This is a genomic window from Agromyces chromiiresistens (assembly GCF_029167465.1).
GTDB lineage: Bacteria > Actinomycetota > Actinomycetes > Actinomycetales > Microbacteriaceae > Agromyces > Agromyces chromiiresistens.
In genome coordinates, this window is sequence record NZ_JARFNL010000004.1 from 367,545 (window position 1) to 391,553 (window position 24,009).

24 protein-coding genes are annotated in these 24,009 nt (G+C 71.9%); 11 read left to right on the forward strand and 13 right to left on the reverse strand.

What is annotated here, in order from left to right:
- Window positions 1-86: 86 nt before the first annotated feature.
- The 3 genes from PX701_RS09125 to PX701_RS09135 all read right to left on the reverse strand — a co-directional run bounded on the left by PX701_RS09125 (window position 87) and on the right by PX701_RS09135 (window position 2,730).
- On the reverse strand, window positions 87-701 hold the full coding sequence (locus tag PX701_RS09125) for a DUF305 domain-containing protein (RefSeq protein ID WP_231428886.1): 615 nt from the start codon (window positions 699-701) through the stop codon (window positions 87-89).
- 145 nt (window positions 702-846) lie between these two features.
- On the reverse strand, window positions 847-1,290 hold the full coding sequence (locus PX701_RS09130; RefSeq protein ID WP_231428885.1) for a DUF6153 family protein: 444 nt from the start codon (window positions 1,288-1,290) through the stop codon (window positions 847-849).
- 225 nt (window positions 1,291-1,515) lie between these two features.
- Window positions 1,516-2,730, reverse strand: coding sequence for a hypothetical protein (locus PX701_RS09135; protein WP_275506100.1), 1,215 nt, complete (start codon window positions 2,728-2,730; stop codon window positions 1,516-1,518).
- A gap of 88 nt (window positions 2,731-2,818) precedes the next feature.
- Between PX701_RS09135 and PX701_RS09140 the strand changes: the two genes are divergently transcribed.
- Window positions 2,819-3,280 carry an Hsp20/alpha crystallin family protein gene (locus PX701_RS09140; protein ID WP_231428883.1) on the forward strand — a complete coding sequence of 154 codons (462 nt, stop codon included), beginning with the start codon at window positions 2,819-2,821 and terminating at the stop codon, window positions 3,278-3,280.
- On the forward strand, window positions 3,277-3,591 hold the full coding sequence (locus PX701_RS09145; protein ID WP_275506101.1) for a GNAT family N-acetyltransferase: 315 nt from the start codon (window positions 3,277-3,279) through the stop codon (window positions 3,589-3,591). Before PX701_RS09140 ends, PX701_RS09145 begins: the two co-directional genes overlap by 4 nt.
- A 282-nt stretch (window positions 3,592-3,873) precedes the next feature.
- Here PX701_RS09145 and PX701_RS09150 read toward each other — a convergent pair whose 3' ends face one another.
- From PX701_RS09150 to PX701_RS09165, 4 genes are all read right to left on the reverse strand, one after another.
- Window positions 3,874-5,196: an APC family permease gene (locus PX701_RS09150; protein ID WP_231428881.1), complete on the reverse strand. Its 1,323-nt coding sequence runs from the start codon at window positions 5,194-5,196 to the stop codon at window positions 3,874-3,876.
- 33 nt (window positions 5,197-5,229) lie between these two features.
- A complete protein-coding gene (locus PX701_RS09155; RefSeq protein ID WP_275506102.1) occupies window positions 5,230-6,585 on the reverse strand; it encodes a M20/M25/M40 family metallo-hydrolase in 1,356 nt (451 codons plus the stop codon).
- A gap of 83 nt (window positions 6,586-6,668) precedes the next feature.
- Window positions 6,669-8,108, reverse strand: coding sequence for an SLC13 family permease (locus PX701_RS09160; protein ID WP_231428879.1), 1,440 nt, complete (start codon window positions 8,106-8,108; stop codon window positions 6,669-6,671).
- A 92-nt stretch (window positions 8,109-8,200) separates the two neighbouring features.
- Complete coding sequence (locus tag PX701_RS09165) at window positions 8,201-8,638, reverse strand: MarR family winged helix-turn-helix transcriptional regulator (protein ID WP_231428878.1); 438 nt, start codon at window positions 8,636-8,638, stop codon at window positions 8,201-8,203.
- A gap of 285 nt (window positions 8,639-8,923) precedes the next feature.
- Between PX701_RS09165 and PX701_RS09170 the strand changes: the two genes are divergently transcribed.
- Together PX701_RS09170 and PX701_RS09175 are read left to right on the forward strand one after the other, a co-directional pair.
- Window positions 8,924-9,301 (forward strand): ArsR/SmtB family transcription factor, encoded by a 378-nt coding sequence (locus PX701_RS09170; RefSeq protein WP_231428877.1) that lies wholly within the window; start codon window positions 8,924-8,926, stop codon window positions 9,299-9,301.
- Window positions 9,298-10,995: a SulP family inorganic anion transporter gene (locus PX701_RS09175; protein WP_420831070.1), complete on the forward strand. Its 1,698-nt coding sequence runs from the start codon at window positions 9,298-9,300 to the stop codon at window positions 10,993-10,995. The genes PX701_RS09170 and PX701_RS09175 overlap by 4 nt, the downstream gene beginning before the upstream one ends.
- Window positions 10,996-11,272: 277 nt before the next feature.
- Here PX701_RS09175 and PX701_RS09180 read toward each other — a convergent pair whose 3' ends face one another.
- Together PX701_RS09180 and upp are read right to left on the reverse strand one after the other, a co-directional pair.
- Window positions 11,273-12,082 (reverse strand): winged helix-turn-helix domain-containing protein, encoded by an 810-nt coding sequence (locus PX701_RS09180; RefSeq protein ID WP_275506103.1) that lies wholly within the window; start codon window positions 12,080-12,082, stop codon window positions 11,273-11,275.
- A 503-nt stretch (window positions 12,083-12,585) separates the two neighbouring features.
- Window positions 12,586-13,218 carry a uracil phosphoribosyltransferase gene (upp, locus tag PX701_RS09185; RefSeq protein ID WP_231428875.1) on the reverse strand — a complete coding sequence of 211 codons (633 nt, stop codon included), beginning with the start codon at window positions 13,216-13,218 and terminating at the stop codon, window positions 12,586-12,588.
- Between the two features lie 64 nt (window positions 13,219-13,282).
- Here upp and tadA point away from each other — a divergent pair, with 64 nt between their 5' ends.
- The gene (tadA, locus tag PX701_RS09190; protein ID WP_231428874.1) at window positions 13,283-13,765 is read left to right on the forward strand and encodes a tRNA adenosine(34) deaminase TadA; all 483 of its coding nucleotides are present in this window, start codon (window positions 13,283-13,285) and stop codon (window positions 13,763-13,765) included.
- On the opposite strand, the gene PX701_RS09195 is transcribed toward tadA, so the two are convergent.
- Window positions 13,684-14,982 (reverse strand): MFS transporter, encoded by a 1,299-nt coding sequence (locus PX701_RS09195; RefSeq protein ID WP_275506104.1) that lies wholly within the window; start codon window positions 14,980-14,982, stop codon window positions 13,684-13,686. The two genes, tadA and PX701_RS09195, sit on opposite strands and share 82 nt — an antisense overlap.
- 104 nt (window positions 14,983-15,086) lie before the next feature.
- Here PX701_RS09195 and PX701_RS09200 point away from each other — a divergent pair, with 104 nt between their 5' ends.
- A complete protein-coding gene (locus PX701_RS09200; protein ID WP_275506105.1) occupies window positions 15,087-16,007 on the forward strand; it encodes a winged helix-turn-helix transcriptional regulator in 921 nt (306 codons plus the stop codon).
- A gap of 31 nt (window positions 16,008-16,038) precedes the next feature.
- Here PX701_RS09200 and PX701_RS09205 read toward each other — a convergent pair whose 3' ends face one another.
- Window positions 16,039-16,809, reverse strand: coding sequence for a glutamine amidotransferase-related protein (locus tag PX701_RS09205; protein ID WP_275506106.1), 771 nt, complete (start codon window positions 16,807-16,809; stop codon window positions 16,039-16,041).
- Window positions 16,806-17,768 carry a cation diffusion facilitator family transporter gene (locus PX701_RS09210; protein ID WP_231428870.1) on the reverse strand — a complete coding sequence of 321 codons (963 nt, stop codon included), beginning with the start codon at window positions 17,766-17,768 and terminating at the stop codon, window positions 16,806-16,808. The genes PX701_RS09205 and PX701_RS09210 overlap by 4 nt, the downstream gene beginning before the upstream one ends.
- A 58-nt stretch (window positions 17,769-17,826) precedes the next feature.
- Between PX701_RS09210 and proC the strand changes: the two genes are divergently transcribed.
- From proC to PX701_RS09230, 4 genes are all read left to right on the forward strand, one after another.
- Complete coding sequence (proC, locus tag PX701_RS09215) at window positions 17,827-18,675, forward strand: pyrroline-5-carboxylate reductase (RefSeq protein ID WP_275506107.1); 849 nt, start codon at window positions 17,827-17,829, stop codon at window positions 18,673-18,675.
- 2 nt (window positions 18,676-18,677) lie between these two features.
- Window positions 18,678-20,039: a beta-N-acetylhexosaminidase gene (locus tag PX701_RS09220; protein WP_275506778.1), complete on the forward strand. Its 1,362-nt coding sequence runs from the start codon at window positions 18,678-18,680 to the stop codon at window positions 20,037-20,039.
- A 96-nt stretch (window positions 20,040-20,135) separates the two neighbouring features.
- A complete protein-coding gene (locus tag PX701_RS09225) occupies window positions 20,136-20,525 on the forward strand; it encodes a YciI family protein (RefSeq protein WP_231428867.1) in 390 nt (129 codons plus the stop codon).
- A complete protein-coding gene (locus tag PX701_RS09230; RefSeq protein ID WP_231428866.1) occupies window positions 20,522-21,814 on the forward strand; it encodes a DUF6596 domain-containing protein in 1,293 nt (430 codons plus the stop codon). The genes PX701_RS09225 and PX701_RS09230 overlap by 4 nt, the downstream gene beginning before the upstream one ends.
- A gap of 92 nt (window positions 21,815-21,906) precedes the next feature.
- Here PX701_RS09230 and PX701_RS09235 read toward each other — a convergent pair whose 3' ends face one another.
- Window positions 21,907-22,143: a hypothetical protein gene (locus PX701_RS09235; protein WP_231428865.1), complete on the reverse strand. Its 237-nt coding sequence runs from the start codon at window positions 22,141-22,143 to the stop codon at window positions 21,907-21,909.
- A 271-nt stretch (window positions 22,144-22,414) separates the two neighbouring features.
- Between PX701_RS09235 and PX701_RS09240 the strand changes: the two genes are divergently transcribed.
- Window positions 22,415-23,995, forward strand: a complete 1,581-nt coding sequence (locus PX701_RS09240) for an SDR family oxidoreductase (protein WP_275506108.1) — start codon at window positions 22,415-22,417, stop codon at window positions 23,993-23,995.
- Window positions 23,996-24,009: the final 14 nt, after the last annotated feature.

Genomic DNA, 24,009 nt, shown 5'->3' on the forward strand with positions numbered 1-24,009 from the left:
CCCCCAGAACGGAAGCGGCCCCGCTCTGTGAGGCGGGGCCGCTTCGACGTTCGAGCGATGGGCGAACGCCGGGGCTCGCGCGCGGGTCAGCCCTCGCCGAGCAGCTCCTGCATCGTCGCGATCTCGTCGGCCTGGGTGTCGGCGATCGCCTGCGCCATCTCGAGGGCGCCGGGGTGCGCCCCGTCGGCGAGCTCGGCCTCGGCCATCTCGATCGCGCCCTCGTGGTGCACGATCATCTGCTCGAGGAACAGGCGGGATGCCTCGTCGCCGGTGGCCTCGGCGAGGGCCGCCATGTCGTCGTCCGACATCATGCCGTCGCCTGACGATCCGTGATCCATGCCGCCGCCGTCGCCGTGGTCCATGCCCGGCATCGCGTCGTCGACGGCGCCCCACTCCTCGAGCCAGGTGTTCAGCTGGTCGATCTCGGGTTGCTGGGCGTCCTTGATCTGCGTCGCGAGGTCGCGCACGGCCGGGTCGATGCCGTCCTTCGCGAGCAGGTCGTCGCTCATCTCGACCGCCTGTTCGTGGTGCGGGATCATCATCCGGGCGAACATCACGTCGGCGTCGTTCGCGGAGCCGGGGTCGGTGCCGGCGCTCGTGCCGGTGCCGCCGCCTGCGGCGGAGCAGGCCGCGAAGGCGAGCGCTGCGGTCGCGGCGATGGCGGCCGCGGCGGCGGCGCGCAGGGTCTGGGTCGTGTTCATGGGTTGCTTCTTCCGTCGGAGTCGTGAGTCGTGGATTCGATGCGATGCGGCTCCCGAGGGGGCGCCGCAGCGGCAGGCGGTGCGGTCGCTCGGCATGCACGGGGTGCACGGGAGGCCGCTTCCGCGGTCGCGGGTCGAGGTCGACTCAGGTCCGACTGATGGAGAGTGCGATGAGGCTCGGTGGTCGCGGCGGTGCGCTGCTCCGCAGCAGCGCACGCGTGTCGTCGACGGCGCGCGCGACGGCCCGGGCCGCTCCGGGGGCGGCGACGATGAGCACGGCGACCGCGGCGACGAGCATGACGCACCCGAGCATCATGAGCGCGCAGTCGCCCAGGTCGGCCGGTGCGTGACCGGCACCCGCGATGGATGCCTCGGGCTCGGCGCGGGCCGCGTGGCGGGCGTCCGTCGCCGGGTTCGCATGGTGTGCGGCGGAGGTCGGCGCGACGTGCGTCGAGTGCTCCGGGCTCGATCCCGTCGCATGCATCGCGAGCAGGCCGACGATGAGGGCCGCCATCGCGACCACGCTCAGGAGCGTCGCCCGCGCGGTGCGCGAGGCCGGCAGTGCCGCACCACGGATCCGGTCGAGCATCGGGCGGTCACCTCCGGAAAGATGGGATACCCCCGTAGTGTATCGAACACGGGATGAGACCGGCTCGACGCGGCCGTCGAGGCCCTCGTCGGCGCCTCGGTCGGCCGATTCCATTCGATCCGTACGATGGCAGCGCCGGAATCTCGCGGTTAGGCTCGTGTGACGTCTGATTCCGGTGAAGGACATCGACCGATGTGGGGTGAACGCGCGGGGACGATCTCCGCCTCATACGGCCGGGCGCTCGCGACTTCTCTCGGAGCGAGCGACCCGGGCGATGCCGACCGTGATCAGCACGGCCGGCCGGTCGCGCTGCCCGCCGCCGGCGACACCGCCGCGGCCTTCGCGGTGCCCCAGGCCCGCTTCGCGTCGATCGTGCGACGCGTCTACGCACTGCTCATCGCGGCTGCCGTCTCGATCGTGCTGTATCGCGCATTCGTGCACGACGCGACGTTCGACGGCGGGGTCCTCGGCCATCGATCGCTCGACCCGGCGGGTCTCGTGCCCGCGATCGCGGGCGGCGCCGCCGTGTGCGCTGCGCTGCTCGTCGCCTCGGCGTCGCGCACGAGCCTGGCGGCGATCGCACACCTGCGGCTGCCGGGCCTCGGCGCGCGTCCGCGGGCGATCGCGAACGGACTCGCCTGGGCGTCGCTCGCCCTGCTCGCCGTGCACTTCACGGCGGCCGCGTTCGACCCCCTGCCGGGCGGGCACGGACTGTACGGGCTGCTGCTCGGTGGCGTCTTCGGCATCGGCACCTACCGACTGCACCGGCACGCGCTCGACCACGAGGCATATCGCACCTTCAACCTCGTCGCCATGCTGCTCGCCGCGGGCAGCCTCGCGAGCATGAGCATCACGCCCACGGGCGACTGGTGGACCCGCAACTTCTCGACCCTGGGCACGTCGAACGACCTCGCCGCACTGTGCTTCAACGTCGCGGTCGTCGTGTCGGGCGCCGGAATGGCGGGCCTCTCCGGAGCGCTGACCCGCGCACTCGCGGTCGGACGGTTCGGCATCCGTCGTGGCGCCCGCACCACGATGCGGGTGCACATCGGCCTCGTCGGCTTCGGGCTCATGGGCGTCGGCGCCGTGCCGATCGACCGGGTGCCCGTGCTGCACAACGCGTTCGCCCTCCTCGCCGCGGCGGCGTTCGCGTCGCTCTGCCTCGGCACCCGCTGGTACGCGGAGCGCATGCCGCGCGGGTTCGTCTGCTTCTCGTACGTCGCGCTCGCCGTCGAGGTTGCGGCGATGGCGGGCTACGACCTGCTGGGGTGGTTCAACCTGACGGTGTTCGAGATCGTCGCGTTCACGCTCGTCTTCGCATGGTTGATCGCCCTCGTCGCGACCACCTCCGGTCACCGTCACCACGAGCAGCAGGCGGATGCCGCGGGCTCGAGCCGAGGCATCCACCATGTCGCCCGTGGCCGTTCGCTGTCGGCGCACGCCGACCCGGAATCCTCCGCGCGGGCCGGCGTTATGTTCGATAGAGAGTTGAGTCAGATCGACTCAACATCATCGACCAGGAGGAATCATGGCCACCGCCTACGACCCGTTCCGCGACCTCGACCGGGTCGCGTCCGCCCTCTTCGACACCCGGCGCGGCCCGCGCCGCATGCCGATGGATCTCTACCGCGACGGCGACCACTACGTGCTGACCGCCGACCTGCCGGGGATCGACCCCGGCTCGGTCGACATCGACGTCGACGGCCAGCTGCTCACCATCCGAGCCGAGCGCACCCTGACGACCGGCGACGGCGTGAAGTGGATCACGCGCGAGCGCGAGGCCGCCTCGTTCCTGCGGCAGCTCAACCTCGGCCAGGGCGTCGACACCGACCGCATCTCCGCGAGCTACACGAACGGCGTGCTGAGCGTCACGATCCCCGTCAGTGAGAAGGCGAAGCCGCGCAAGATCGCGGTCGAGCAGGGGGATGCCTCGACCACGGCCGTCGACCAGGCGGCCGGCGACGACCGCGTCGAGCCGGTCGAGCAGTGAGCGACGCCCGCGCGGCCGAGCCCGCCGCCCTCGTGGAGATCACTCGCCTCGACGACCGGCAGCGGTACCAGCTGGTCGTCGACGGCGAGCGGGCCGGGTTCGCGCAGTTCCGGCTCGAGCCGCGGGCGATCGTGTTCACCCACACCGTGATCAAGCCCGAGTTCGGGGGCCGCGGCCTCGGCAGTCGCCTCGCGAAGTACGTGCTCGACGACGCGGTCTCCCGTGGCGACCGCATCGTGCCCGAGTGCCCGTTCATCGCGGCGTACCTGCGCGAGCACCCCGGTTACGAGGCATCCGTCGACTGGCCCTGAGCCCGCGAACCGGCCGTCGCCCGCCTGACCGTCGGAATCCCCCCGTTCGGGGCGATGCGGCGTACTCGGGCTGGCGGTTACGATTCGAGCACAACCCGAGTCCGTACCCGACCGGACCGGCCCGTTGCACCTCGACGTGCCGAGCGATCGGAATGTCCCTCTCGACCGCTCGGGTCAAGCTCGCCGAGCTCAGTTCGGGTCGCTCGGCGGGACGGTCTCCATGCGAGACCGCGATGGGGTGGGAGGTAGGGTTCCCACCCCATCGTCGTGCGCGGTCGCGACTCAGCGCGCGGCGGTCGTGCGCCGTTCCGCCGCGGCCTTCCAGGCGAAGTCCACGACCGTGGCGAGCACGATGATCGCGACCAGGGCGATCGCGGTCGCCGGCTCGTTCACGAGCGTCGTCGTGCAGAAGACGACGAATGTGCCGAGCGTCGCGACGAGCGCGATGACGAGCACCACGATGTTCGCACCCGTCTCGCGGTAGATGCGGAAGTGCGCGACCGTCACCGCCGAGAAGACGAGCAGCGCGACCGCGCTGCCGATCGAAGCGATCTTGTTCAGGTCGAACCCGACGACGAGCACGATGGCGAGCACCGCCATCACGATGAGGCCGAACGGGAACCGGGCGAACGACCGGCCGAACACCGGCGGGAACTGCCCGACCGAGGCGAGGTGCTGGGTCATGCCGATCGAGGGGTACAGGCCGGCGTTCACCGCGCCCGTCGTCGAGAACAGCGCCGTGACGACCATCAGCACGTAGCCCGCCTGCCCGAGCGTGGGTTTCGCCGCCTCCGCGAGCGCCGTCGTGCCGTATTCGACGACCTGCTCGGCCGTCAGCGTGCCGAAGACGCCGAGCGAGACGGCGACGTAGATCGTCGTCGCGATCGCGAGTGCGAAGTAGATCGCCTTCGGCAACTGGCGCGACGGGTTCGGCAGGTCCTTCGCGGTGAAGGTGATGACACCGAAGCCGAGGAATGCGAAGAAGGTGAGCGCGACGCTCGCGATGATCTGCTGCAGGCCCGGGTAGCCGGCCGGGTCGAGCAGCGCCGGATCCCAGTTCGCGATCGTCACGGCGGCGAAGACGACGAGGATGGCGAGCACGACGACGACGATGACCGACTGCACCCGCGCGACGACCTGTGAGCCGACCGCGTTCAGGCACGACATGACCACGATGAGCAGTACCCCGAGCGCCTTCGCCCACCCCGGGTCGCCGCCCGCGACCACCGAGCTCGCGTAGCCGCCGAACGACGAGGCGATCATCGCGACGACGATCGACCCGGCCGTGAAGAAGAGCCACGAGCCGATGCCCGTGAGATGGCCCTCGCCGAGCCCCTTCGACAGGTAGGTGAGGATGCCGCCGCCCGACGGGTACTTCGCACCGAGCTTCGCGAACGAGTAGCCCTGCAGGGCGGCGATGATGCCGGCGACGAGGAACGACACCCACACGGCCGAGCCCGCGACGGCGCCGGCGGCGCCGAGCAGCGCGAAGATGCCCGCGCCGACCATCGAGCCGACGCCGATGAAGGTCGCCTGCAGCACCGTCATGCGCTTCTCCGGCACGTTCGCCGGCGGCTGGTCCGGCGTCGGCTCGTCCGCGGTCATGAGAACCCCACCCCTTCTCGGACCCGCCGGTGCTCAGGACCGCGCCGACGCCGCGACACCCCGGATGAAGAGCGTCTGCGCCGCGATCATGCGCTCGATCTCTCCGGGGTCGACCGACTCGTCGGACGCGTGGATGCGGGACTGCGCGGTGTCCTCAGCGCCCCAGAGGATGATCGCCGATCCGGGCGAGACCTTCTGCAGGGAGGCGACGAGCGGGATCGACGCCCCGCTGCCGATGTTCTCGACGGGCGCGCCGTAGGCGTCGGCGAGGGCGCTCTCGGCGGCGACGATCGCCGGATGCGAGGCATCCACCGCGAACGCGTGACCCACCTTCACCTTCTCGACCTCGACCTCGCAGTTCCACGGCCGCTGCGATCGCAGGTGCGACATGAGCGCCTCGAGCTGCGCGTCGCCGTCGGAGCCCGGCACGATGCGCATCGAGAGCTTCGCGGTGACCGAGGGCAGCAGCACGTTCGACGCCTCCGCCGTGTTCGGCAGGTCCATGCCGAGCACCGTCACCGACGGCTTCGCCCAGACGCGGTCGGAGAGTGAACCCGTGCCGAGGAAGTCGACGCCGGGCAGGATCGCCGAGCCCTCGCGGTAGACGTCCTCGTCCATGTCGGCGCCGCTCCACGCCGAGCTGTCGACGCCAGGGATGACCGTGTCGCCGTGCTCGTCGTGCAGGGTGTCGAGGATGCGGATCATCGCCGTCATCGCGTCGGGCGCCGCACCGCCGAACATGCCGGAGTGCACGGGGTTCGCGAGCGTGCGCACCGTCACGGTGCACGCGACATCGCCGCGGAGCGCGGTCGTGAGCCCGGGGCGGCCCACCTTCTGCGGGCCGATGTCGCCGATGACGTAGGCGTCGGCCGCGAACAGCTCGGGGTTCGCCTCGACGAAGCCCTCGAGATGCGAGATGGTCTCCTCCTCGCCCTCGACGAGGATCTTGATGCGGCACGGCCGGTCGGGCCCGATGAGCTTCAGCGTGCCGTAGTGGATGACGAGGCCCGACTTGTCGTCGGCCGCGCCGCGACCGTAGATGCGGCCGTCGGCCTTCGTCACGGGCTCGAACGGCGTGCTCGACCAGCCCTGGCTCTCGGGCGCCGGCTGCACGTCGTAGTGCGCGTAGAGCAGCACGGTCGGCGAGCCCTCCGGCCCGGGCAGGTCGGCGTAGACGCACGGGTAGCCGCCGGGCACGTCGAGGAGGCGCACGCCCTCGGCGCCGACCGCCTCGAACAGCTCGACCACGGCCTCGCCCATGCGGTGCACGGGTTCGGGGTCGAATCCCGGGAAGGCCACGGACGGGATGCGCACGAGGGCCTCGAGCCGTTCGATCACCTCGGGCATGAGGTCGGCGGCGGCACGCTTCAGGTCGTCGGTGTCTGGCATGGTCTCTCCTTCGATGGACGCTTCTGACGGAAGTCCGAGGTGTGCCGAACGGAGCGGGGCAGCCCGCGGTGCGCGACGTCGGGTCAGGCCGGGACGACGAGCTGGATCAGCAGGCCGGCGAGCACGACGGCGACCCACGACACCAGCATCGGGATCGTGAACGAGTGCCAGACCGGCACCTGGGTGAGCTTCGTCGACCCGGTGAGGTCGGTCTCGACCGCGGCGATCTGCGAGCCGTTGGCCGGGAAGAGCCAGACGCCGATGAGCGACGGCCACATCGCCGTGATGATGCCCGGGGCCAGCCCGGCGGCCAGCGCGATCGGGATCATCGTGTTCGTCGTCGCCGACTGGCTCGTCGTCAGGCCGCAGACGATGAAGAGGGCGACCGCGAGCAGCAGCGGGTTGGCCTCGATCATCGCGCCGAGCGGCTCGATGATCGTCTCCTCGTTCGCCGAGATGAACGTGTCGGCCATCCACGCGATACCGAAGAGCGCGACGGCCGCGACGAAGCCGGCCTTGAGCAGCGGCTGTTCGACGACCGCCGACGGCTTGACCTTGCGCACGAGGATGATGACCAGGGCGACCGTGAACATGATCATCTCGATGACGGTCGACATGCCGATGGGCTCGAGGTTCCCCTCCTCGTCGGGGAACGCGGGGCGGAGCCCCGGGAACAGCCCGAGCAGCACGATGAGCATCGTGCCGGCGACGAAGATCCACGCCGAGATCGCGCCGCCCGGGGGCACGGGGTGCTCGATGCGCACGGGCTTCGCGTCACCGGGTGCCGCGGCCGAGGCATCCGACCCGCCGGTCTTCACGGCCGTGGCCGTCGTGCCGGAGCCGGCCTTCGCCGCGTAGCGGGCCTTCAGCGCCTCGGGGACCTCGACGGTGCCCGCCTCGACGCGCTTGAGGAACACCGGGTCGTCGAGCAGGTCCTTGCCGACCCGCTGCTGCACGATCGACGTCACGATGCACGCGACGATCGCGGCCGGGACCGTGATGAGCAGGATCTGCGGCAGGCCGTAGCCCGTGCCGTCCATGAGCACGAGGTAGGCGGCCATGGCCGCCGACACCGGGCTCGCGGTGATGCCGAGTCCCGAGGTGACCGTCGACGACGCGAGCGCCCGCTCGGGTCGCTGCCCGTTGCGGTACGCCGTCTCGTAGATCACCGGGATCAGGGCGAAGAAGATGTTCGACGTGCCCGAGAGCACCGTGAACACGAACGCGACGAGCGGCGCGACGTAGGTGAGCCGCTTCGGGTTCGCCTGGATGATCTTCGACGCGATCGCGACGAGGTAGTCGATGCCGCCCGCCGCCTGCATCGCCGACGACGCAGTGATCACCGCGATGATGATGAAGAAGGCGTCGACCGGGATCGAGCCCGGCGGCAGTTGGAAGACGAACACCAGGATGACCGTGCCGACGACGCCCCAGAGCCCGAGGCCGAGGCCCCCGGTCCGGACGCCGAGCACGATGGCCCCGATGACGACGCAGGCTTGCAGAACGACGAGCGCGATCTCCATGGCGACCTCCCCAAGCCCCGACCCCTGGACCTCTTCTTGAGGCTGAGAGTATTGCTCGAAGGCGCCCTGCGTCTAGTCCCGTTCGGGGGGCGCTACTGCGGGTCGGCCCGCAGCCGGTTGCAGAGCTCGGTGAGGGTGTGCAGCTCGTCGTCGGAGAGCGCGTCGCCGAACTGCCGGTTGATGGCGTCCATGTGCGAGATCGCGACGCGGCGGAACAGGGCGAACCCCTCTTCGGTGATGCCGACGATCGTGCCGCGCCCGTCGGCGGGGTCGGGTGCCTTCGTGACGCAGCCGCGCGCGGCCAGACGGTCGACGAGTCGGCTCACGCTCGGCTGCGTGATGAGGACGCTGCGGTTGAGGTCTTTCAGGCGCAGTCGCCGACCGGGTGCGCGCGAGATGTTGAACAGCACGTCGTACTCGTTGAGCGAGATCACGTCGCTCGGGAACTCGGCCGCGAGCGCTCGCATGATGGTCACCTGTGCACGGAAGAGCGACTCCCACGCCGCGACGGTGGTCGCGCGATCGGCCATGCCGGCCCCCTTCGTCGATCGGACGCATCCAACAATAGGGAACCGCGAGAGGCGGCGCAGGAGGGAACGGTTGAGGGCCGGTCGTAGAGGCTGACGACCGGCCCTCGCCCTTGCACCAAGAGTGTCCTGCAATCACATTCCGCGCCGTCCGCCACAGCAAACAGCCGGCGCACTTCCGAATATATAACGGATCGGTAACAGGCGCTAGTTATCGTTCTGTGATTCTTCCGAGAGCCGATTCCAGCGGATGATGGATTCATCAATCCATCAAACGAAGGATGTCTCGTGCCGCACCCCGACGCCCACCGGCCGCTCTACGAGGTGAAGGCGAACCTCTTCAAGGGGCTCGCGCATCCCCTGCGGGTGCGAGTGCTCGAGGTGCTCTCGGCCAGCCCCGAGGCATCCGTCTCGGAGCTGCTCGACGCCACCGGCCTCGAGGCCTCGCACCTCTCGCAGCACCTCGCCGTGCTCAAGCGCAACCTGCTCGTGGTCGCCGAGCGCCGCGGCAACCAGGTGTTCTACCGGCTCGCCTACCCGCAGGTCGCCGACCTGCTGCGCGTCGCCCGGGCGCTGCTCGGCGAGATCCTGCAGACGACCGAGCGGCAGCTCATCGAGCGCACCGGGCTGCCCGAGATCCCGCCCGCCGCGGTCGTGGGCTCGTGACCGGGCCGACGCCGGCGGCCGCCGAGCGCACGGCACGCACCGGCGCCCTCGCCCGCCTCGGGCGTGCGGCGCTCGCGCTGCTGCCGAGCCCGGCCGACTACCGCGACCTCCGCCGCACCTGGCGGGGCGACGTGATCGCGGGCATCACGGTCGGGATCGTCGCGCTGCCGCTCGCGCTCGCGTTCGGCGTCAGCTCGGGCGCCGGGGCCGAGGCGGGCCTCGTCACCGCGATCGTCGCGGGCATCGTGGCGGCGGTGTTCGGCGGCTCGAACGTGCAGGTGTCGGGGCCGACCGGTGCGATGGTCGTCGTGCTCGCCCCCATCGTCGCGTCGCACGGCGCCGGCGTGCTCGCGCTCGTGGGCGTGCTCGCCGGAGTGATCGTCGTCGTGGCCGGCGTGCTGCGGCTCGGCCGTGCGGTGAGCTACATCCCGTGGCCGGTCATCGAGGGGTTCACGCTCGGGATCGCGATCATCATCTTCCTGCAGCAGGTGCCGGCCGCGGTCGGCTCGGCGCCCGGCGAGAGCACGAACGCCGCGGTCGCGGCCGTGCAGTCGCTCGCGGCGGTCGAATGGCCGGATGCCGCGTGGTCGATCGGCATCGTCGCGGTCGTCGCCGCGATCATGCTCGTCGCACCGCGGCTGCATCCGAAGCTGCCCGGCTCGATCATCGCGATCATCGTCGTGAGCGCCGTCGCCGTGCTCGTGCAGGCCCCCGTCGCCACGATCGGCGAACTGCCCGCAGGGCTGCCGGCGCCGGCGCTGCCGACGGCCGACTGGGCGGCCATGAGCGGGCTCGCAGGTGCGGCGCTCACGGTGGCCGCCCTCGCGGCCATCGAGTCGCTGCTCTCGGCGCGCGTCGCGGCGTCGATCTCCGACACCGGCCCGTACGACGCCGACCGCGAGCTCGTCGGGCAGGGGCTCGCCTCGGTCGCGGCCGGGCTCTTCGGCGGCATGCCGGCCACCGGGGCGATCGCACGCACGGCCGTCAACGTGCGCTCGGGCGGACGCACACGGCTCGCCGCCGTGGTGCACGCGCTGCTGCTGCTCGCGATCGTGCTCGTCGGGGGCGCGGTCGTCGCCGTCATCCCGCTCGCGGCGCTCGCCGGGGTGCTGATGGTCACGGCGACCCGCATGATCTCGTTCGCGACGGTGCGCACCGTGCTCGGCTCGACCCGGTCGGATGCGGTCGTGTTCGTCGTCACGGCCGTCATCACGGTGAGCTTCGACCTCATCTACGCCGTGCTCATCGGCATCGCCGTCGCGGCGTTCTTCGCGCTGCGCGCACTGTCGCGCTCGAGCGGCGTGCACCGCGAGGAGCTGCCGCCGCCGGCCGAGCCCGGCGACGAGCGCATCGCCCTGTTCCGGCTCGAGGGCGCCCTCTTCTTCGGCGCGGCCGAGCGCATGCTCGAACGCGTCGGCGACATCCGCGGCATCGAGGTCGTGATCATCCGCATGTCGCAGCTGCAGCTGCTCGACGCCACGGGCGCCCAGGTCATCACCGAGCTCATCACGGCGCTCGAGCGCCGTGGGGTCACGGTGCTCGTGAAGGGCATCCGCGCCGATCACCTCGGCGTCGCGACGCGGGTCGGCGTCGTGTCGTCGCTGCGTCACCAGAACCACCTGTTCGACGACCTCGGCCTCGCGGTCGCGCACGCCCGCAGCCACGTCGCGCGGGCGCACCCGGTGGCCGAGTAGCGCGCGACGAAGGATCATGCGTCTCGAGACGGGTGATCGGCCACCGGAGGGGCACTCGCGCGCAACTTGCAGGATGAGCCGGCCGGCGCCGCCCTATCCGGGCTTGCCGGATGGAATGTCCTGCAATCGCGTGCGAGACACGGCTGGCGGAGTGCCTGCCGTGCGGCATCCGGCTGCGACTTGCAGGATGAGCCGGCCGGTACCGCCGTATTCGAGCCCGCTCGACGCCTGATCCTGCACATGCGGTGCGCGAGCTCGCCTCGGCACCGCAGGGCGCTCAGTAGAGGTCGGGCGACGGCGTCGAAGCCTGGCGGATGGACACGTCCGCGTGACGGTCGAAGCGGTAGCCGACGCCGCGCACGGTGCGCACGATGTCCTGGTAGTGGGCGAGCTTCGAGCGCAGGCGCCGCACGTGCACGTCGATCGTGCGCTCGCTCGGCGCCTCGTCGTCGGCGTCCCACAGGTTCTCGATGAGCTCGTGGCGGTCGATCGTGCGGCCCTCGCGCAGCACGAGGTACTGCAGCAGCTCGAACTCCTTGTAGGTGAGGCCGGCGGCCTCGCCGTCGAGCAGCACGCGCTTGCGCGAGATGTCGATGATGACGCCGTTCGGGTGACGGTCGGCGTCGTTGCGGGTGCCCTTGCCCTCGCGCTGCTTCGCGAGGGCGGCCGGGTCCTGCAGGGCGAGGCGCACGACGTCGACGTCGCGGCCGCCGGCGCCCTCGGGAGCGAGGGCCACGGCGGCGTAGGTCTCCGACGACGGGGCGACCTCGGCGGTCAGGGCGCGGAGCGCCTCGACGATGCGGTGGAGCGTGGTGCCGTCTTCGGCGGCCTTGGCCTCGTCGATGCCGACGTAGAGCACGAAGCCGCGGGCCTCGGTGCCTTCGGGCACGGCGCGGACCCGGGGTGCGGCGGGCGTCGCGGCGGCGGGCCGGGCGACGGCGGCGGCCTCGGCGGCGACGGCCGAGGAGAGCGAGCGGAGCGGCGCCGCCGACGGGGCTGCGGAGAGCGACGGGGCCGTGCGGGCCTGCACCGGGCGGACGGCCGGGGCGACGGGAGCGGCGGGAGCGGTGGCGAGTGCGAGAGACATGACGGGAATCCTTGTGAGTCGAAGGGTGCTGCAGACGACCCCGATCTGCGGGGTCGGAAACGAGAGGCCGATACGGCCGGCGAACCCCCGAGAGCCGGTGGGTTCAGTGGAGTCCGTGCCGACCTGGATGCGGGTCGGCTGCGGAACTCGGCGGTCGAGTCGCGGTCAGCGGCACATTCGACAACACATGGGCGCACGCGCCGACATCATGATGCCGGTCGTCCTGTTCACCTCGCGGGTGGTCAGGGTGCGTGCGTTGTCAGTCATGGGTGCGAGTAAATCCGAGAGTCGAGCGTGTGTCAATTCGTGACCCCCGGATGACGGGGTGTGACGTCGCAGCGGGTGCGCGTCAGCGCGAGGCATCCGGAGGATTCAGACGGCCGGATGCCTCGCATGAAAGAATCTGCGACGAATAGTGAATCTGTAAAATCTTCGTCAAGGGAGCTGCGCCACGGCGCGGCGGACCTCGCAGATCCTTCGAACCGGTGGAATCGGCGGTGGGCTTATACCGTGCCGTAGAGGCGGTCGCCCGCGTCGCCGAGGCCGGGCACGATGAAGCCGTGCTCGTTGAGGCGCTCGTCGATCGCGCCGAGCACGAGCGAGACCTCGCGCCCGTGCAGCGCCTTCTCGACCGCAGCGAGCCCCTCGGGCGTCGCGAGGATGCAGATCGCGGTCACGTCGGTCGCGCCGCGCGCGAGCAGGAACTCGATCGCGGCGCTGAGCGAGCCGCCCGTCGCGAGCATCGGGTCGAGCACGAAGCACTGGCGGTCGGAGAGGTCGTCGGGCAGCCGCTCGGCGTACGTCGTCGGCTGCAGGGTCTCTTCGTCGCGGGCCATGCCGAGGAAGCCGACCTCGGCGCTCGGCAGGAGCTTCACCATGCCCTCGAGCATGCCGAGACCCGCGCGCAGGATCGGCACGATGAGCGGCTTCGGGTCGGCGATGCGCACGCCCGTGGTCGGGGCGACCGGGGTCACGATGTCGACCGGCTCGACCCGGACGCCGCGGGTGCCCTCGTACGCGAGCAGGGTCATGAGCTCTTCGACGAGCGAGCGGAACACCGGCGACGGCGTGTTCTCGTCGCGGAGCACCGTCAGTTTGTGGGTGATGAGCGGGTGGTCGGCAACGTGGACTCGCATAGGCTCGATTCTAGGTTGCGGGGGTCTTCTTCCGTCAGGGGAGTTCGGCGAAGGGGTGAACGGCATGGATGCTTCGGGGCCGGCGATCCACCGCGAGTGGATGCGCCTCGCGCTCGCCGAGGCCGCCCGGGCGCCCGCGACCCGCGACGTGCCGGTCGGCGCCGTCGTGATCGACCGCGAGGGCCGCGTCGTCGCCTCGAGCCGCAACGAGCGCGAGCTGCACGGCGACCCCACGGCGCACGCCGAGGTGATCGCGCTGCGCCGCGCCGCCGAGGCGACCGGCGACTGGCGGCTCGAGGGCTGCACGCTCGTCGTCACGCTCGAGCCGTGCGTGATGTGCGCGGGCGCGATCCTCGCCGCGCGGGTGCCGACCGTGGTGTTCGGCGCATGGGACGAGAAGGCCGGCGCCGCCGGGTCGCTCTACGACGTGCTGCGCGACCGCCGGCTCAACCATCGGGTCGAGGTCTATGCGGGCGTCGAGGCCGAGGCATCCGCGGCGCTGCTGCTCGAGTTCTTCGAGGACCCGCTGCGCCGCCCCTCGTCGTAGTCCTCGAGGTTGCGGAGCCTGCGCACCGGGCTGAACCACACGATGAACGGGCCGAGCAGCAGGATGAACGCGGACCCGAGCAGCACCGACCGGCTGCCCACCTGCGCGGCGAGCAGGCCCGCGACGACGGCGCCGACCGGAATCATGCTCCACGAGACGAAGCGCACCGTCGCCATGACGCGCGAGAGCAGCTCGGGCGGGCTGGCCACCTGCCGGTACGTGCGCGTCACGACGCTGCCGGGCACGACCGCGGCGCCGAACACGAGGGTGCCGATCGCGAAGCACAGCCAGCCGGCCGCCCCGGCGCCGAGGGGAATGAGCGCGGCCCCGGCGAACCCGACCAGCCCGTCGACGAGCAGTACCCGTGCCGACCCGAAGCGGCGGACGAGCCGGGGTGTGGCCGCCGCGGCGAGCAGTGAACCGACGCCGTCGGCGGCGAGCAGCACTCCCACCATGGCGGGCGGCGCCTCGAGGTCGCGCACCAGGTACACCGCGAACAGTCCGGCCTGCACGCCGCAGACGAGGTTGACGACGCACGCCCACCAGGTGGCGGGCGCCATCACCGGGTGCCGCACCACAAACCGCCACCCCTCGGCGATCATCGCCCCCATCCCGGCGCGGGCGGCGCCGTCGGCCGGGGCGGGTTCGCGCCGCTCGGGCAGCCGGCGCAGGAGCAGCGCCGACGTGACGTAGGAGGCGACGTCGACGAGCAGCGCGGGCACCGCGCCGACCGCCTGCACGAGCAGGCCGGCGAGCGAGGGCCCGCCGAGCTGGGTCGCGGCCTGGGTGCCGGAGACGAGGCTGTTCCGGCTCGTCAGCTCGTGCTTCGGTACGACGGACGGCAGGAACGTCGTGTTGGCCGTGAAGTAGAACACCTCGGCCACGTTCACCGCGAGCGCCGTGAGGACGAGGTGCACGAGCGAGAGCTCGCCCAGCCACCAGACGAGCGGCACCATGACGATCGCCGCGGCGCGCACCAGGTCGGCGACGACCTGCGTCGCGCGCAGCGGCAGCCGATGCACGATCGCTCCCGCCGGCAGGCCGAGCACCACCCAGGCGAGGTACGACGACGCGGCGAGCAGGCCCGTCTCGACCGGACCGGCATGGAGCACGGTGACGGCCGTCAGCGGCAGCGCGACGGCGGTGACCGCGGTGCCGACGCCGCTCGTCGTGCTCGCGGTCCAGTAGATCCAGAACGGCCGTGCACTCGTGGCCACCGGCGACCTCCTCGATCGGGACGGGATCAGGTAAGTTCCATATTGGAACTTACAGCATGGACGAACCCCGGCGCATCAGCGGCGGGCAGGAGAGAATGGACGGCATGCGCCGCGAGGACCTCACCGACAGCTCGTGCGGCATCGCGCAGTCGCTTGCGATCGTCGGCGACTGGCAGAGCCTGCTGATCGTGCGCGAGGCCGCCGCGGGGGTCACCCGGTTCGACGGGTTCGCCCGCGAGCTCGGCCTCTCGCGTCGCGCGCTCGCCGAGCGACTCGGCGCGCTCGTCGAGCACGGGGTGCTCGAGAAGGTGCCGTACTCGGAACGGCCGCCGCGGCACGACTACCGCCTGACGGCGAGCGGCGAGGGGTTGCTGCCGGTGCTGCTCGCGCTGCAGGAGTGGGGCTCGCGGTTCGTCATGGGCGACGGCACGCTGAGCGGCGCGCTCGGCGACGGCGACCTCGCGCGGGTCCGCGCCCTCGAGGGAGCGCACGTACCCGACGTCGAGCTCGCGGCGCACGACGGGTCCGCCGCCCGTCTCGTCGACCCCGACCGGTGGACGGCGCTGTTCTTCTTCCCCGGCGCCTACGCGCCCGGCACGCACGGCTACCCGCCGCACTGGGGCGAGGTGCCCGGCACGACCGGCTGCACGCTCGAGTGCGTCACGTACGGCCGGCGCCACGCGGCGCTCGCCGAGGCCGGCGCACGGGTGCTCGGCGTGAGCACGCAGCATCCCGAGCAGCTCGCAGCCTTCGCGGCGAACGCCGACCTGCCCTACCTGCTCGCCTCCGACCAGGACGGCCTCGCAGCGTCAGCGCTGCGGCTCCCCGTGTTCCGCGCCGGCGGTGCCGATCGGCTGAAGCGCGTCACCCTGCTCGTCGACCCCGAGGGCGTCGTGCGGCACATCCAGGCACCCGTGACCGACCCGGCCCAGTCGGTCGACGACGTGCTCGCGCTCGTGCGCGATCTCGCCGGTCCTCCCACTCCTCGGGAGGCGTCGCGCATCGACGGCGGCGCGCACTCCTGACCCGGCGCGGTGGCCGGGCGGGCGGTCGCGCCTACTCGGCCGCCGCTGTCGTGGCGCGGGCGTCGAGCCCCGCGAGATACTCGCCGAACAGCAGCGCGGATGCCTCCTGCGCGCGCCGGCCGTGCTCGGCGTGCCCGGCGCGCAGTTCGTCGCGACTCGTGCCGTGCTCGGGCAGCTCGTCGCCCCACGCGTCGAGCCACTCGTCGTGGATGACGTCGTCGACCTCGGGGTGGAACTGCACGGCGAGCAGCCAGTGGCCCTTCGCGAACGCCTGGTTCTCGTACTGCGGCGACGAGGCGAGTCGCACGACCCCGGAATCGGCCGGCAGCTCGAAGGTGTCGCCGTGCCACTGCACCGTCGGCACCCCGGCGAAGTGACGCAGCGGCGACGCCGCGCCCGCCTCGGTCGGCTCGACCTCGAGCCAGCCGACCTCCTTGCGCTCGCCCCGGTACGCCCGCCCGCCGAGCGATGCGGCGAGCAGCTGCGCACCGAGGCACACCCCGAAGACGGGGGCCTCGGCCGCGATGCGTTCGCGCAGCAGCTCGACCTCGTCGGCGAGGTACGGGTAGCGGTCGGTCTCGTAGACCGCCTCGTCACCGCCGAGCACGACGACGAGGTCGGCGCCGAGCGGGTCGAGCCCCGAGACGTCCGCGGTCGGGGTGTCGACCGTCACGATCTCGTAGCCGTTCGCCTCGAGCACCGGGCCGAGGTTGCCGAGGCCGATCGCCGAGTCGTGCCGCAGCACGAGCGCGGTGCGCGCGATCGCCGGCGCCGCGGAACCGGCCCGCGGACCAGCCGTCACTCGAGGCCCTTGATGACGATCGCGTCGGTCGGCGGCGCCGTCTGGTTCGGGTCGACGTAGACGTCGGGCTCGATGTAGATGACCCGGGCCGCGGGCACCGCATGCCGGATGCGCTGCTCGATGACGTTCGTCGCGGCGGCCACCTCGAGCAGGCGCTGGTCGGAGGCGAAGCCGAGCTTCGCGGCCACGAGCAGCTCGTCGGGCCCGAGGTAGAGGGTCTTCATGTGGATGATGCGCTCGGCCTCGGGACCGGCGAGGATCGCCTGCTCGATCTTCTGCACGTCGTCCTCGCCGGCGCCCTCGCCGACGAGCAGCGACTTCGTCTCGATGCCGAGCACGATCGCGACGACGACGAGCAGCGTGCCGATCATGAGCGTGCCGACCGCGTCGAACACGGGGTTGTGCGTGATCGCGGTGAGGCCGACGCCGAGGAGGGCGAAGACCAGACCGATGAGCGCCGCGACGTCCTCGAGCAGCACCACGGGCAGCTCGGGCGCCTTCGCGCGTCGCACGAACTGCACCCAGCTCTGCCGGCCGCGCACCTGGTTCGACTCCTTCACCGCGGTGCGCAGCGAGAACGACTCGAGCACGATCGCGATCACGAGCACGGCGATCGGCACCCAGATGTTCGTCAGCTCGTGCGGGTGCTGCAGCTTGTCGACGCCCTCGTAGATCGAGAACACGCCGCCGACCGAGAACAGGATGATCGACACGATGAACGCGTAGACGTAGCGCTCGCGGCCGTAGCCGAACGGGTGCTCCTTGTCGGCGACCTTGCGCGCCTTGCGGCCGCCGAAGATGAGCAGCACCTGGTTGCCCGAGTCGGCGAGCGAGTGCACCGCCTCGGCGAGCATCGAGGCCGAACCCGAGACCGCCCATGCGATGAGCTTCGTGATCGCGATGCCGAGGTTCGCGAGGAACGCCGCGATGATGGCTTTGGTACCGCCCGATGCACTCATGGCGTCAATCCTACGGAGGCCCGCGATCGCCCGCGTTCACGAAACCTAGGATGGTCGCATGAGTGCCGACGCCGTCGTGAAGCTGCCCGTCATCGCCTTCCTCGGGGCCGGTTCGATGTCGGGGGCGATCCTCTCGGGGCTCCTCCGGCCGGGTGTGGAGGCCGAGGGCATCCGCGCGACGAACCGGTCGGCGGCGAAGGCCGCCGCGCTCGCCGCGCTGCCCGGCGTCACGAGCGCTTCCACCGACGAGGATGCCTCGGCGAACCGCCGCGCGGTCGCCGGCGCGAAGGTCGTGGTCGTCGGGGTGAAGCCGGCGATGGTACCCGGCCTGCTCCGCGAGATCGCCGACGCGCTCGAGCCCGGGACGGTCGTCGTGTCGGTCGCCGCGGGCGTCACGGTCGCGACGTACGAGTCGCTGCTGCCCGACACGGTCAGCGTCATCCGCACGATGCCGAACACCCCGGCCGTCGTCGGGCGCGCCGTGACCGGCGTCTCGCCCGGCACCCGCTCGAGCGACGACGACCTCGCCCTCGCGGTCGCGCTCTTCGAGACCGTCGGCGACGTGCTCCTCGTGCCCGAGTCGCAGCTCGACGCGCTGTCGACGATCTCGGGCTCGGGGCCGGCGTACGTCTTCTACCTCATCGAGCAGCTCACGGCGACGGCGATCGACAAGGGCTTCACGCCCGAGCAGGCCGCGACCATGGTGCAGGGCACGTTCCGCGGTGCGAGCGAGCTGCTCGCCGACGCGGGCGAGGAGCCGGCCGAGCTGCGTCGCCGGGTGACCAGCCCGAAGGGCACCACCGAGCGCGCGGTCGCCGTGCTCGAGGAGGCGTCGCTCAAGCAGACGTTCGACCGCGCGACCGACGCCGCGCTCGCACGTGCCCGCGAGCTGGCGGCCGGCGCGTGACCGTGGGGCGTCGGTCGAGGAGCGACGGAGGAGCGTTTCGAGACCACGTCGGGGAGGGTCTCGAGACGGCGCTGCGCGCCGACTCGACCGCCGCCGGCCTCCGCCTCGAGGGTGAGCCGCGCTTCGCGTGGCGCGGCGTCATGCTCGACGTCGCCCGGCGCTTCCGGCCGGTGGCCGATCTCGAGCGGTTCATCGACCTGCTCGCCGCGCACCGCATCAACGTGCTCCAGCTGCACCTCACCGACGACCAGGGCTGGCGGTTCGAGGTCCGCGCCTACCCGCGCCTCACCGAGGTCGGCGGACGGCGTTCGCAGACCCAGCTCGGCCACGGGCCGCACTCGACGCTCGACGGGGTTCCGCACGAGGGCTGGTACACCCATGGCGAACTGCGCGGGCTCGTGCGATTCGCGGCGGCGCGAGGCATCCGCATCGTGCCCGAGATCGACGTGCCGGGGCACGCGCAGGCGATCCTCGCCGCGTATCCCGAGTTCGGGGTCGGCGGCGCCGAGGCCGTGAGCGAGCGCGTCGCCGAGCCGTGGCCGCGGTTCGGCATCAGCGACGAGGTGCTGAACGTCGACGACGCGACGCTCGAGTTCGTCGGCACCGTGTTCGACGAGCTGTGCGAGGTGTTCGACTCCGAGTTCATCGGCATCGGCGGCGACGAGGTGCGCAAGGATCGCTGGCGGGCCGACCCGCGCACGCAGGAGCTCATGGCCGAGCGCGGGCTCACGACCGAGGAGGAGCTGCAGTCGTGGTTCCTCGCGCGCATCGCCGACCGCGTACGCGGCCGCGGCCGCCGGGTCGTCGGCTGGGACGAGATGCTCGAGGGCCGCGACCCCGCACCCGACGCGATCGTGGCGTCGTGGCGCGGGCCGGTCGGCGCCGAGCTGGGCGCGCGGCTCGGGCACGACGTCGTGCTGTGCCCCGACCTGTGGACCTACCTCGACTACCGGCAGTCCGACCTGCCCGAGGAGCCGATCCCGGTCGGCACCGTGCTGTCGGTCGAGGACGTCGGCACCTTCGACCCCGTGCCCGCCGAGTCGCCGGCCTGGTTCGCCGACCGCGTGGCGGGCGTGCAGGCGAACGTCTGGTGCGAGCATCTCGACGGTCGCGATCGGCTCGACTACGCGGTGTTCCCGCGGCTCGGGGCGTTCGCCGAGGTCGCCTGGAACGGCGGGCCCGTCGACCCCGACGACTTCGCCGCGCGGCTGCCCGGGTATCTCGCCTGGCTCGATGCGCGGGGTGTCGCCTACCGGCCGCCCTCGGGGCCGCGGCCCGACCAGCAGCGGCCGGGTGTGCCGGGTGCGCCGCGCGACCGGGCCGACCGGCTCGCCGAGCTCGCGCGCCTCACGGCGAACCTCTGAGTTTCACGGCCGGGTGTCGATTTCGAGCGGCCGAGTTCGTCACCATGGTGTGACGAACGTCGTCACGTGCCCGAAAGGGCCGACGAAGGAGACGCCATGACCGACACGTACATGTACCTCATCCACGAGCCCGACTGGGACTCGGACGCGTTCCTGAACGGGGGCGGCGGCGTGCCCGGCGGCGACCCCGAGAACAACTTCCCCGCGCACAAGGCCTTCCAGGAGGCCGTCGTGAAGCTCGGCGCCCGCCTCGTCGGCGGTGCCGCCCTGCAGAACGCGCGGCACGGCGGGCGGGTCACCCCCGGCGACGGCGACCGGGTGCTCGACGACGCGGTCTACTCCGACGGGCCCTACCCCGACACGACCGAGGTGGTCTCGGGCTACTACCTCGTCGAGACCGACGACGAGCAGCTCGCCCGGCAGATCGCCGCCCTCGTGCCCACCGGCGGGCACATCGAGTGGCGCAAGGTGTTCCCCGTCTCGTGAGCGAGTCGGTCGCCGGCCTCGGCGAGGACTTCGTCGACGCCTGGCCGCGGATCGTGCGCGCCCTCGCCGCCTACACGGGCAGCGTGGACGACGCGCAGGAGTACGCCGCCGAGGCCGTCGCGAGGGCCGTCGCCCGGGCCGGCGACGGTCCGCCGCTCGGCTCGCTCGCCGCGTGGTGCATCGCGGTCGGCAAGCGCGCCTTCATCGACGATCGCCGTCGCGCCGCGACCGAGCAGCGCCACGCCGAGCGGGTCGCCGCCGAACAGGCGACGGCCACCGACGAGGATGCCTCGGCCGAGGCATCCTCGATCGACGGGCCGCTCTCGAGCGGCGCGCTCGACGACCGCCTCGCCCTCCTGTTCGTGGCGTGCGATCCCGCACTCACCGAGCAGGCGCGGCTCGTGCTCGCGCTGCGGCTGGTCTGCGGGCTCGACGTGCCGCGCATCGCCGCCCACCTCGGTGTGCAGCCCTCCGCCGCGGCCGCCCGGCTGACGCGCGCGAAGCACGCGCTCGCCGAGGCGCGCGGGCGGTTCCACGTTCCCGAGGCGCCCGAGCGGCGGGTGCGGCTGCCCGTCGTGCTCGCGAGCGTCGCGGGCATGTTCACGGTCGCGCACCGCGACGTGCTCGACCCGCAGACGCCATTCGACGACCTCGGCCGGCAGGCGCTGTCGATCGCCGACGCGCTCGTCGCCGAGTATCCCGACGACGCCGAGGTGCGGGGGCTGCGAGCGGTGATCCGGCTGGGCCTCGCCCGCCGGCCGGGGCGACTCGACGAGGCGGGCGCGGCCCTGCCGCTCGACGAGGTCGACCGCCGGCTGTGGGACCGCCGGCTCATCGAGGCCGGCCTCGACGACGCGGCGGCCGCGGCCGATCGCGGCGACGGGAGGTTCGTGCTCGAGGCCGCCATCGCGGGCCTGCACAGCACTGCGCCGAGCTTCGCCGCCACCGACTGGGACCGGGTCGTCGGCTTCTACCGCGCGCTGGAACGGGTGTGGGGTGCGCCGTCGGTGACGGTCGCGCGGCTGTCGGCCGAACTGCACCGGGCGCTGCTCGCCTCGCCGTCGGGGGAGCGCACGGCCGTGCTGCGGAGGGTGTCGAGCGAGTTGCGCGCGCTCGCCGAGGGCTCGGCACCGTATGCGGCGGTCGACGCGAGGCTCGCGCTCGCCGACCTCGACTGGCGCACCGGGCGTCGCGCCGAGGCGTCGGCGCAGTACGCCGAGCTCGCCGGGCTCGTGCCGACCGAGCCGGTGCGGCGGTTCTGCCTGGCGCGGGCGGGCGCGACCCGCTGAGCACCCCGAGACGCAGATCGGCCGGGAAGCGACCATCGCTCCCCGGCCGATGAGGCGCGGTCGGGCGCTCAGCGCCGTCGACCGCCCGGGCCTCAGCCCGCGTGCTTCGCGTCGTGCCCGCGGCGTGCGTGGGTCACGGCGCGCACGAGCTTGACCACGAGGTACGTGGCGGCACCGAGCGCGAGGGCGGCAGCTCCGGAGAGCAGCCCGGCGTTCGTCGCCGTCGTCGTGCCGGCCTCGAGCTCGTTCAGGTAGCCGAACGTGAAGCCGATGAAGAACACCCATACCGCGACGATGACGGTCGTGGGGATGATTCCGATCCTTCGCATGTCACCTCCTTTCGCGTGACCTTCCAGTATAGCCGATTCGGAATGAAACACCTGAACAGGGGTGAATTCGCCGGAATGGATTGCGGGGCCGACGCCGCCGGGGCGCGCGCCGGGTGCACGTCGCTTCGCCATCCTTCCGCAGACGCCGAGCTCGGTTGGCTGCGCCCGGATGAAGGTGGATGATGGGCATCGAGCGGGCAGGACGCGGAGTCCGCCGGGTGTCGACGGCTTCGCGAGACGCTGAGAGCCGTGCTCCGGGAGGTGTTGGGGAATGAGCGTTGACGCCCTGACGGCACCGACGGGGCGCGAACCCGCACTGCGGTCACGCCTGCGCGGCGACGGCACCGCCGAGCGGGTGCTGGTCCTGGGCTCGACGGGGTACATCGGCGGGAGGCTCGTGCCGCGACTTCTCGCGGCCGGTTACGGCGTGCGGGTCCTCGTGCGCAGCCCCGAGCGGTTGGCGGCTTTCGCGTGGGGCTCCGACGTGGACGTGGTCGTCGGTGACGCCCGCGACGCCGACGTCGTCGGTCGTGCGATGCAGGACGTCGACGTCGTGTGGTACCTCATCCACTCGATGACGAGCGGCCGGCGATTCGCGGACCTCGATCGCAGGGTGGCGCTGGTCGCCTCACGGGCGGCACGTCAGGCGAACGTCCGCCGCATCGTGTACCTGGGTGGTCTGCACCCGCCGGGCGCGGAGCTCTCCGACCACCTGCGTTCCCGAGTGGAGGTCGGAGAGATCCTGCTCGGTTCCGGAGTGCCGACCGTGGCCCTGCAAGCGGGGGTCGTGATCGGGTCGGGGTCGGCATCCTTCGAGATGATCCGCCATCTCACCGAGGTGCTTCCGTACATGCCCGCCCCCCGATGGGTCAGGAACTTCATCCAGCCCATCGCGGTACGCGACGTGCTCTACTACCTCCTCGCCGCTGCGCACCTCCCGGCCGTGGTGAACCGGACGCTCGACATCGGCGGCCCGGACGTGTGGCGGTACGGCCAGATGATGAACGGCTATGCGATCGAAGCGGGCCTGCCGCAGCGAGGGATCGCCGCACTCCCGGTCCTCACGCCGAGCCTCGCATCGCACTGGGTCGACCTCGTGACCCCGATACCTCGTGCGCTGGCACGACCGCTGGTCGAGTCGCTGCAGAACGACTGCGTCATGCAGAACCACGACATCGATGCGCTCATCCCGCCGCCGCCGGGCGGGCTCACGCCGTATCGCGAGGCGGTGTCGTTGGCGCTCGGCCGCGTCGAGAACGACGAGGTCGAGACGAGTTGGCTCGATGCCAAGGTGCCCGAGGCGCCGAGCGACCCGTTGACCAGCGACCCCGACTGGGCGGGTCGCACCGTGTACACCGACGATCGATCGCGAGAGACCTCCGCGAGCGTCGCGGCGCTGTGGTCGGTGATCGCCGGCATCGGCGGCGAGAACGGGTGGTACTCGACGCCGCTGCTCTGGTCGCTCAGAGGCTGGGCCGACCGGCTCGTCGGCGGTGTCGGCCTCGCGCGCGGGCGTCGCAGCCGAACGCGTGTCGCCGTCGGCGACGCGATCGACTTCTGGCGGGTCGAGGCCTGCGAGGAAGAACGCCTGCTCAGGCTCCGCGCCGAGATGAAGCTGCCGGGCCGCGCGTGGCTGGAATTGCGTTGCGAACCCAACGGCGGCGGTTCCCGGTACACCCAGCGGGCCGTGTACTTCCCCAAGGGCCTGACCGGACGCCTCTACTGGTGGGCGATCCTCCCGTTCCACGGCATCATCTTCGCCGGCATGCAGAACCTGATCGTCGCGATCGCGGAGGCCAGGGATCGGGCCTCGATGCCGAGTCCGCCCGGCGGCCACTCGACCTCGAAGTGACGCGGTCGCGGCGC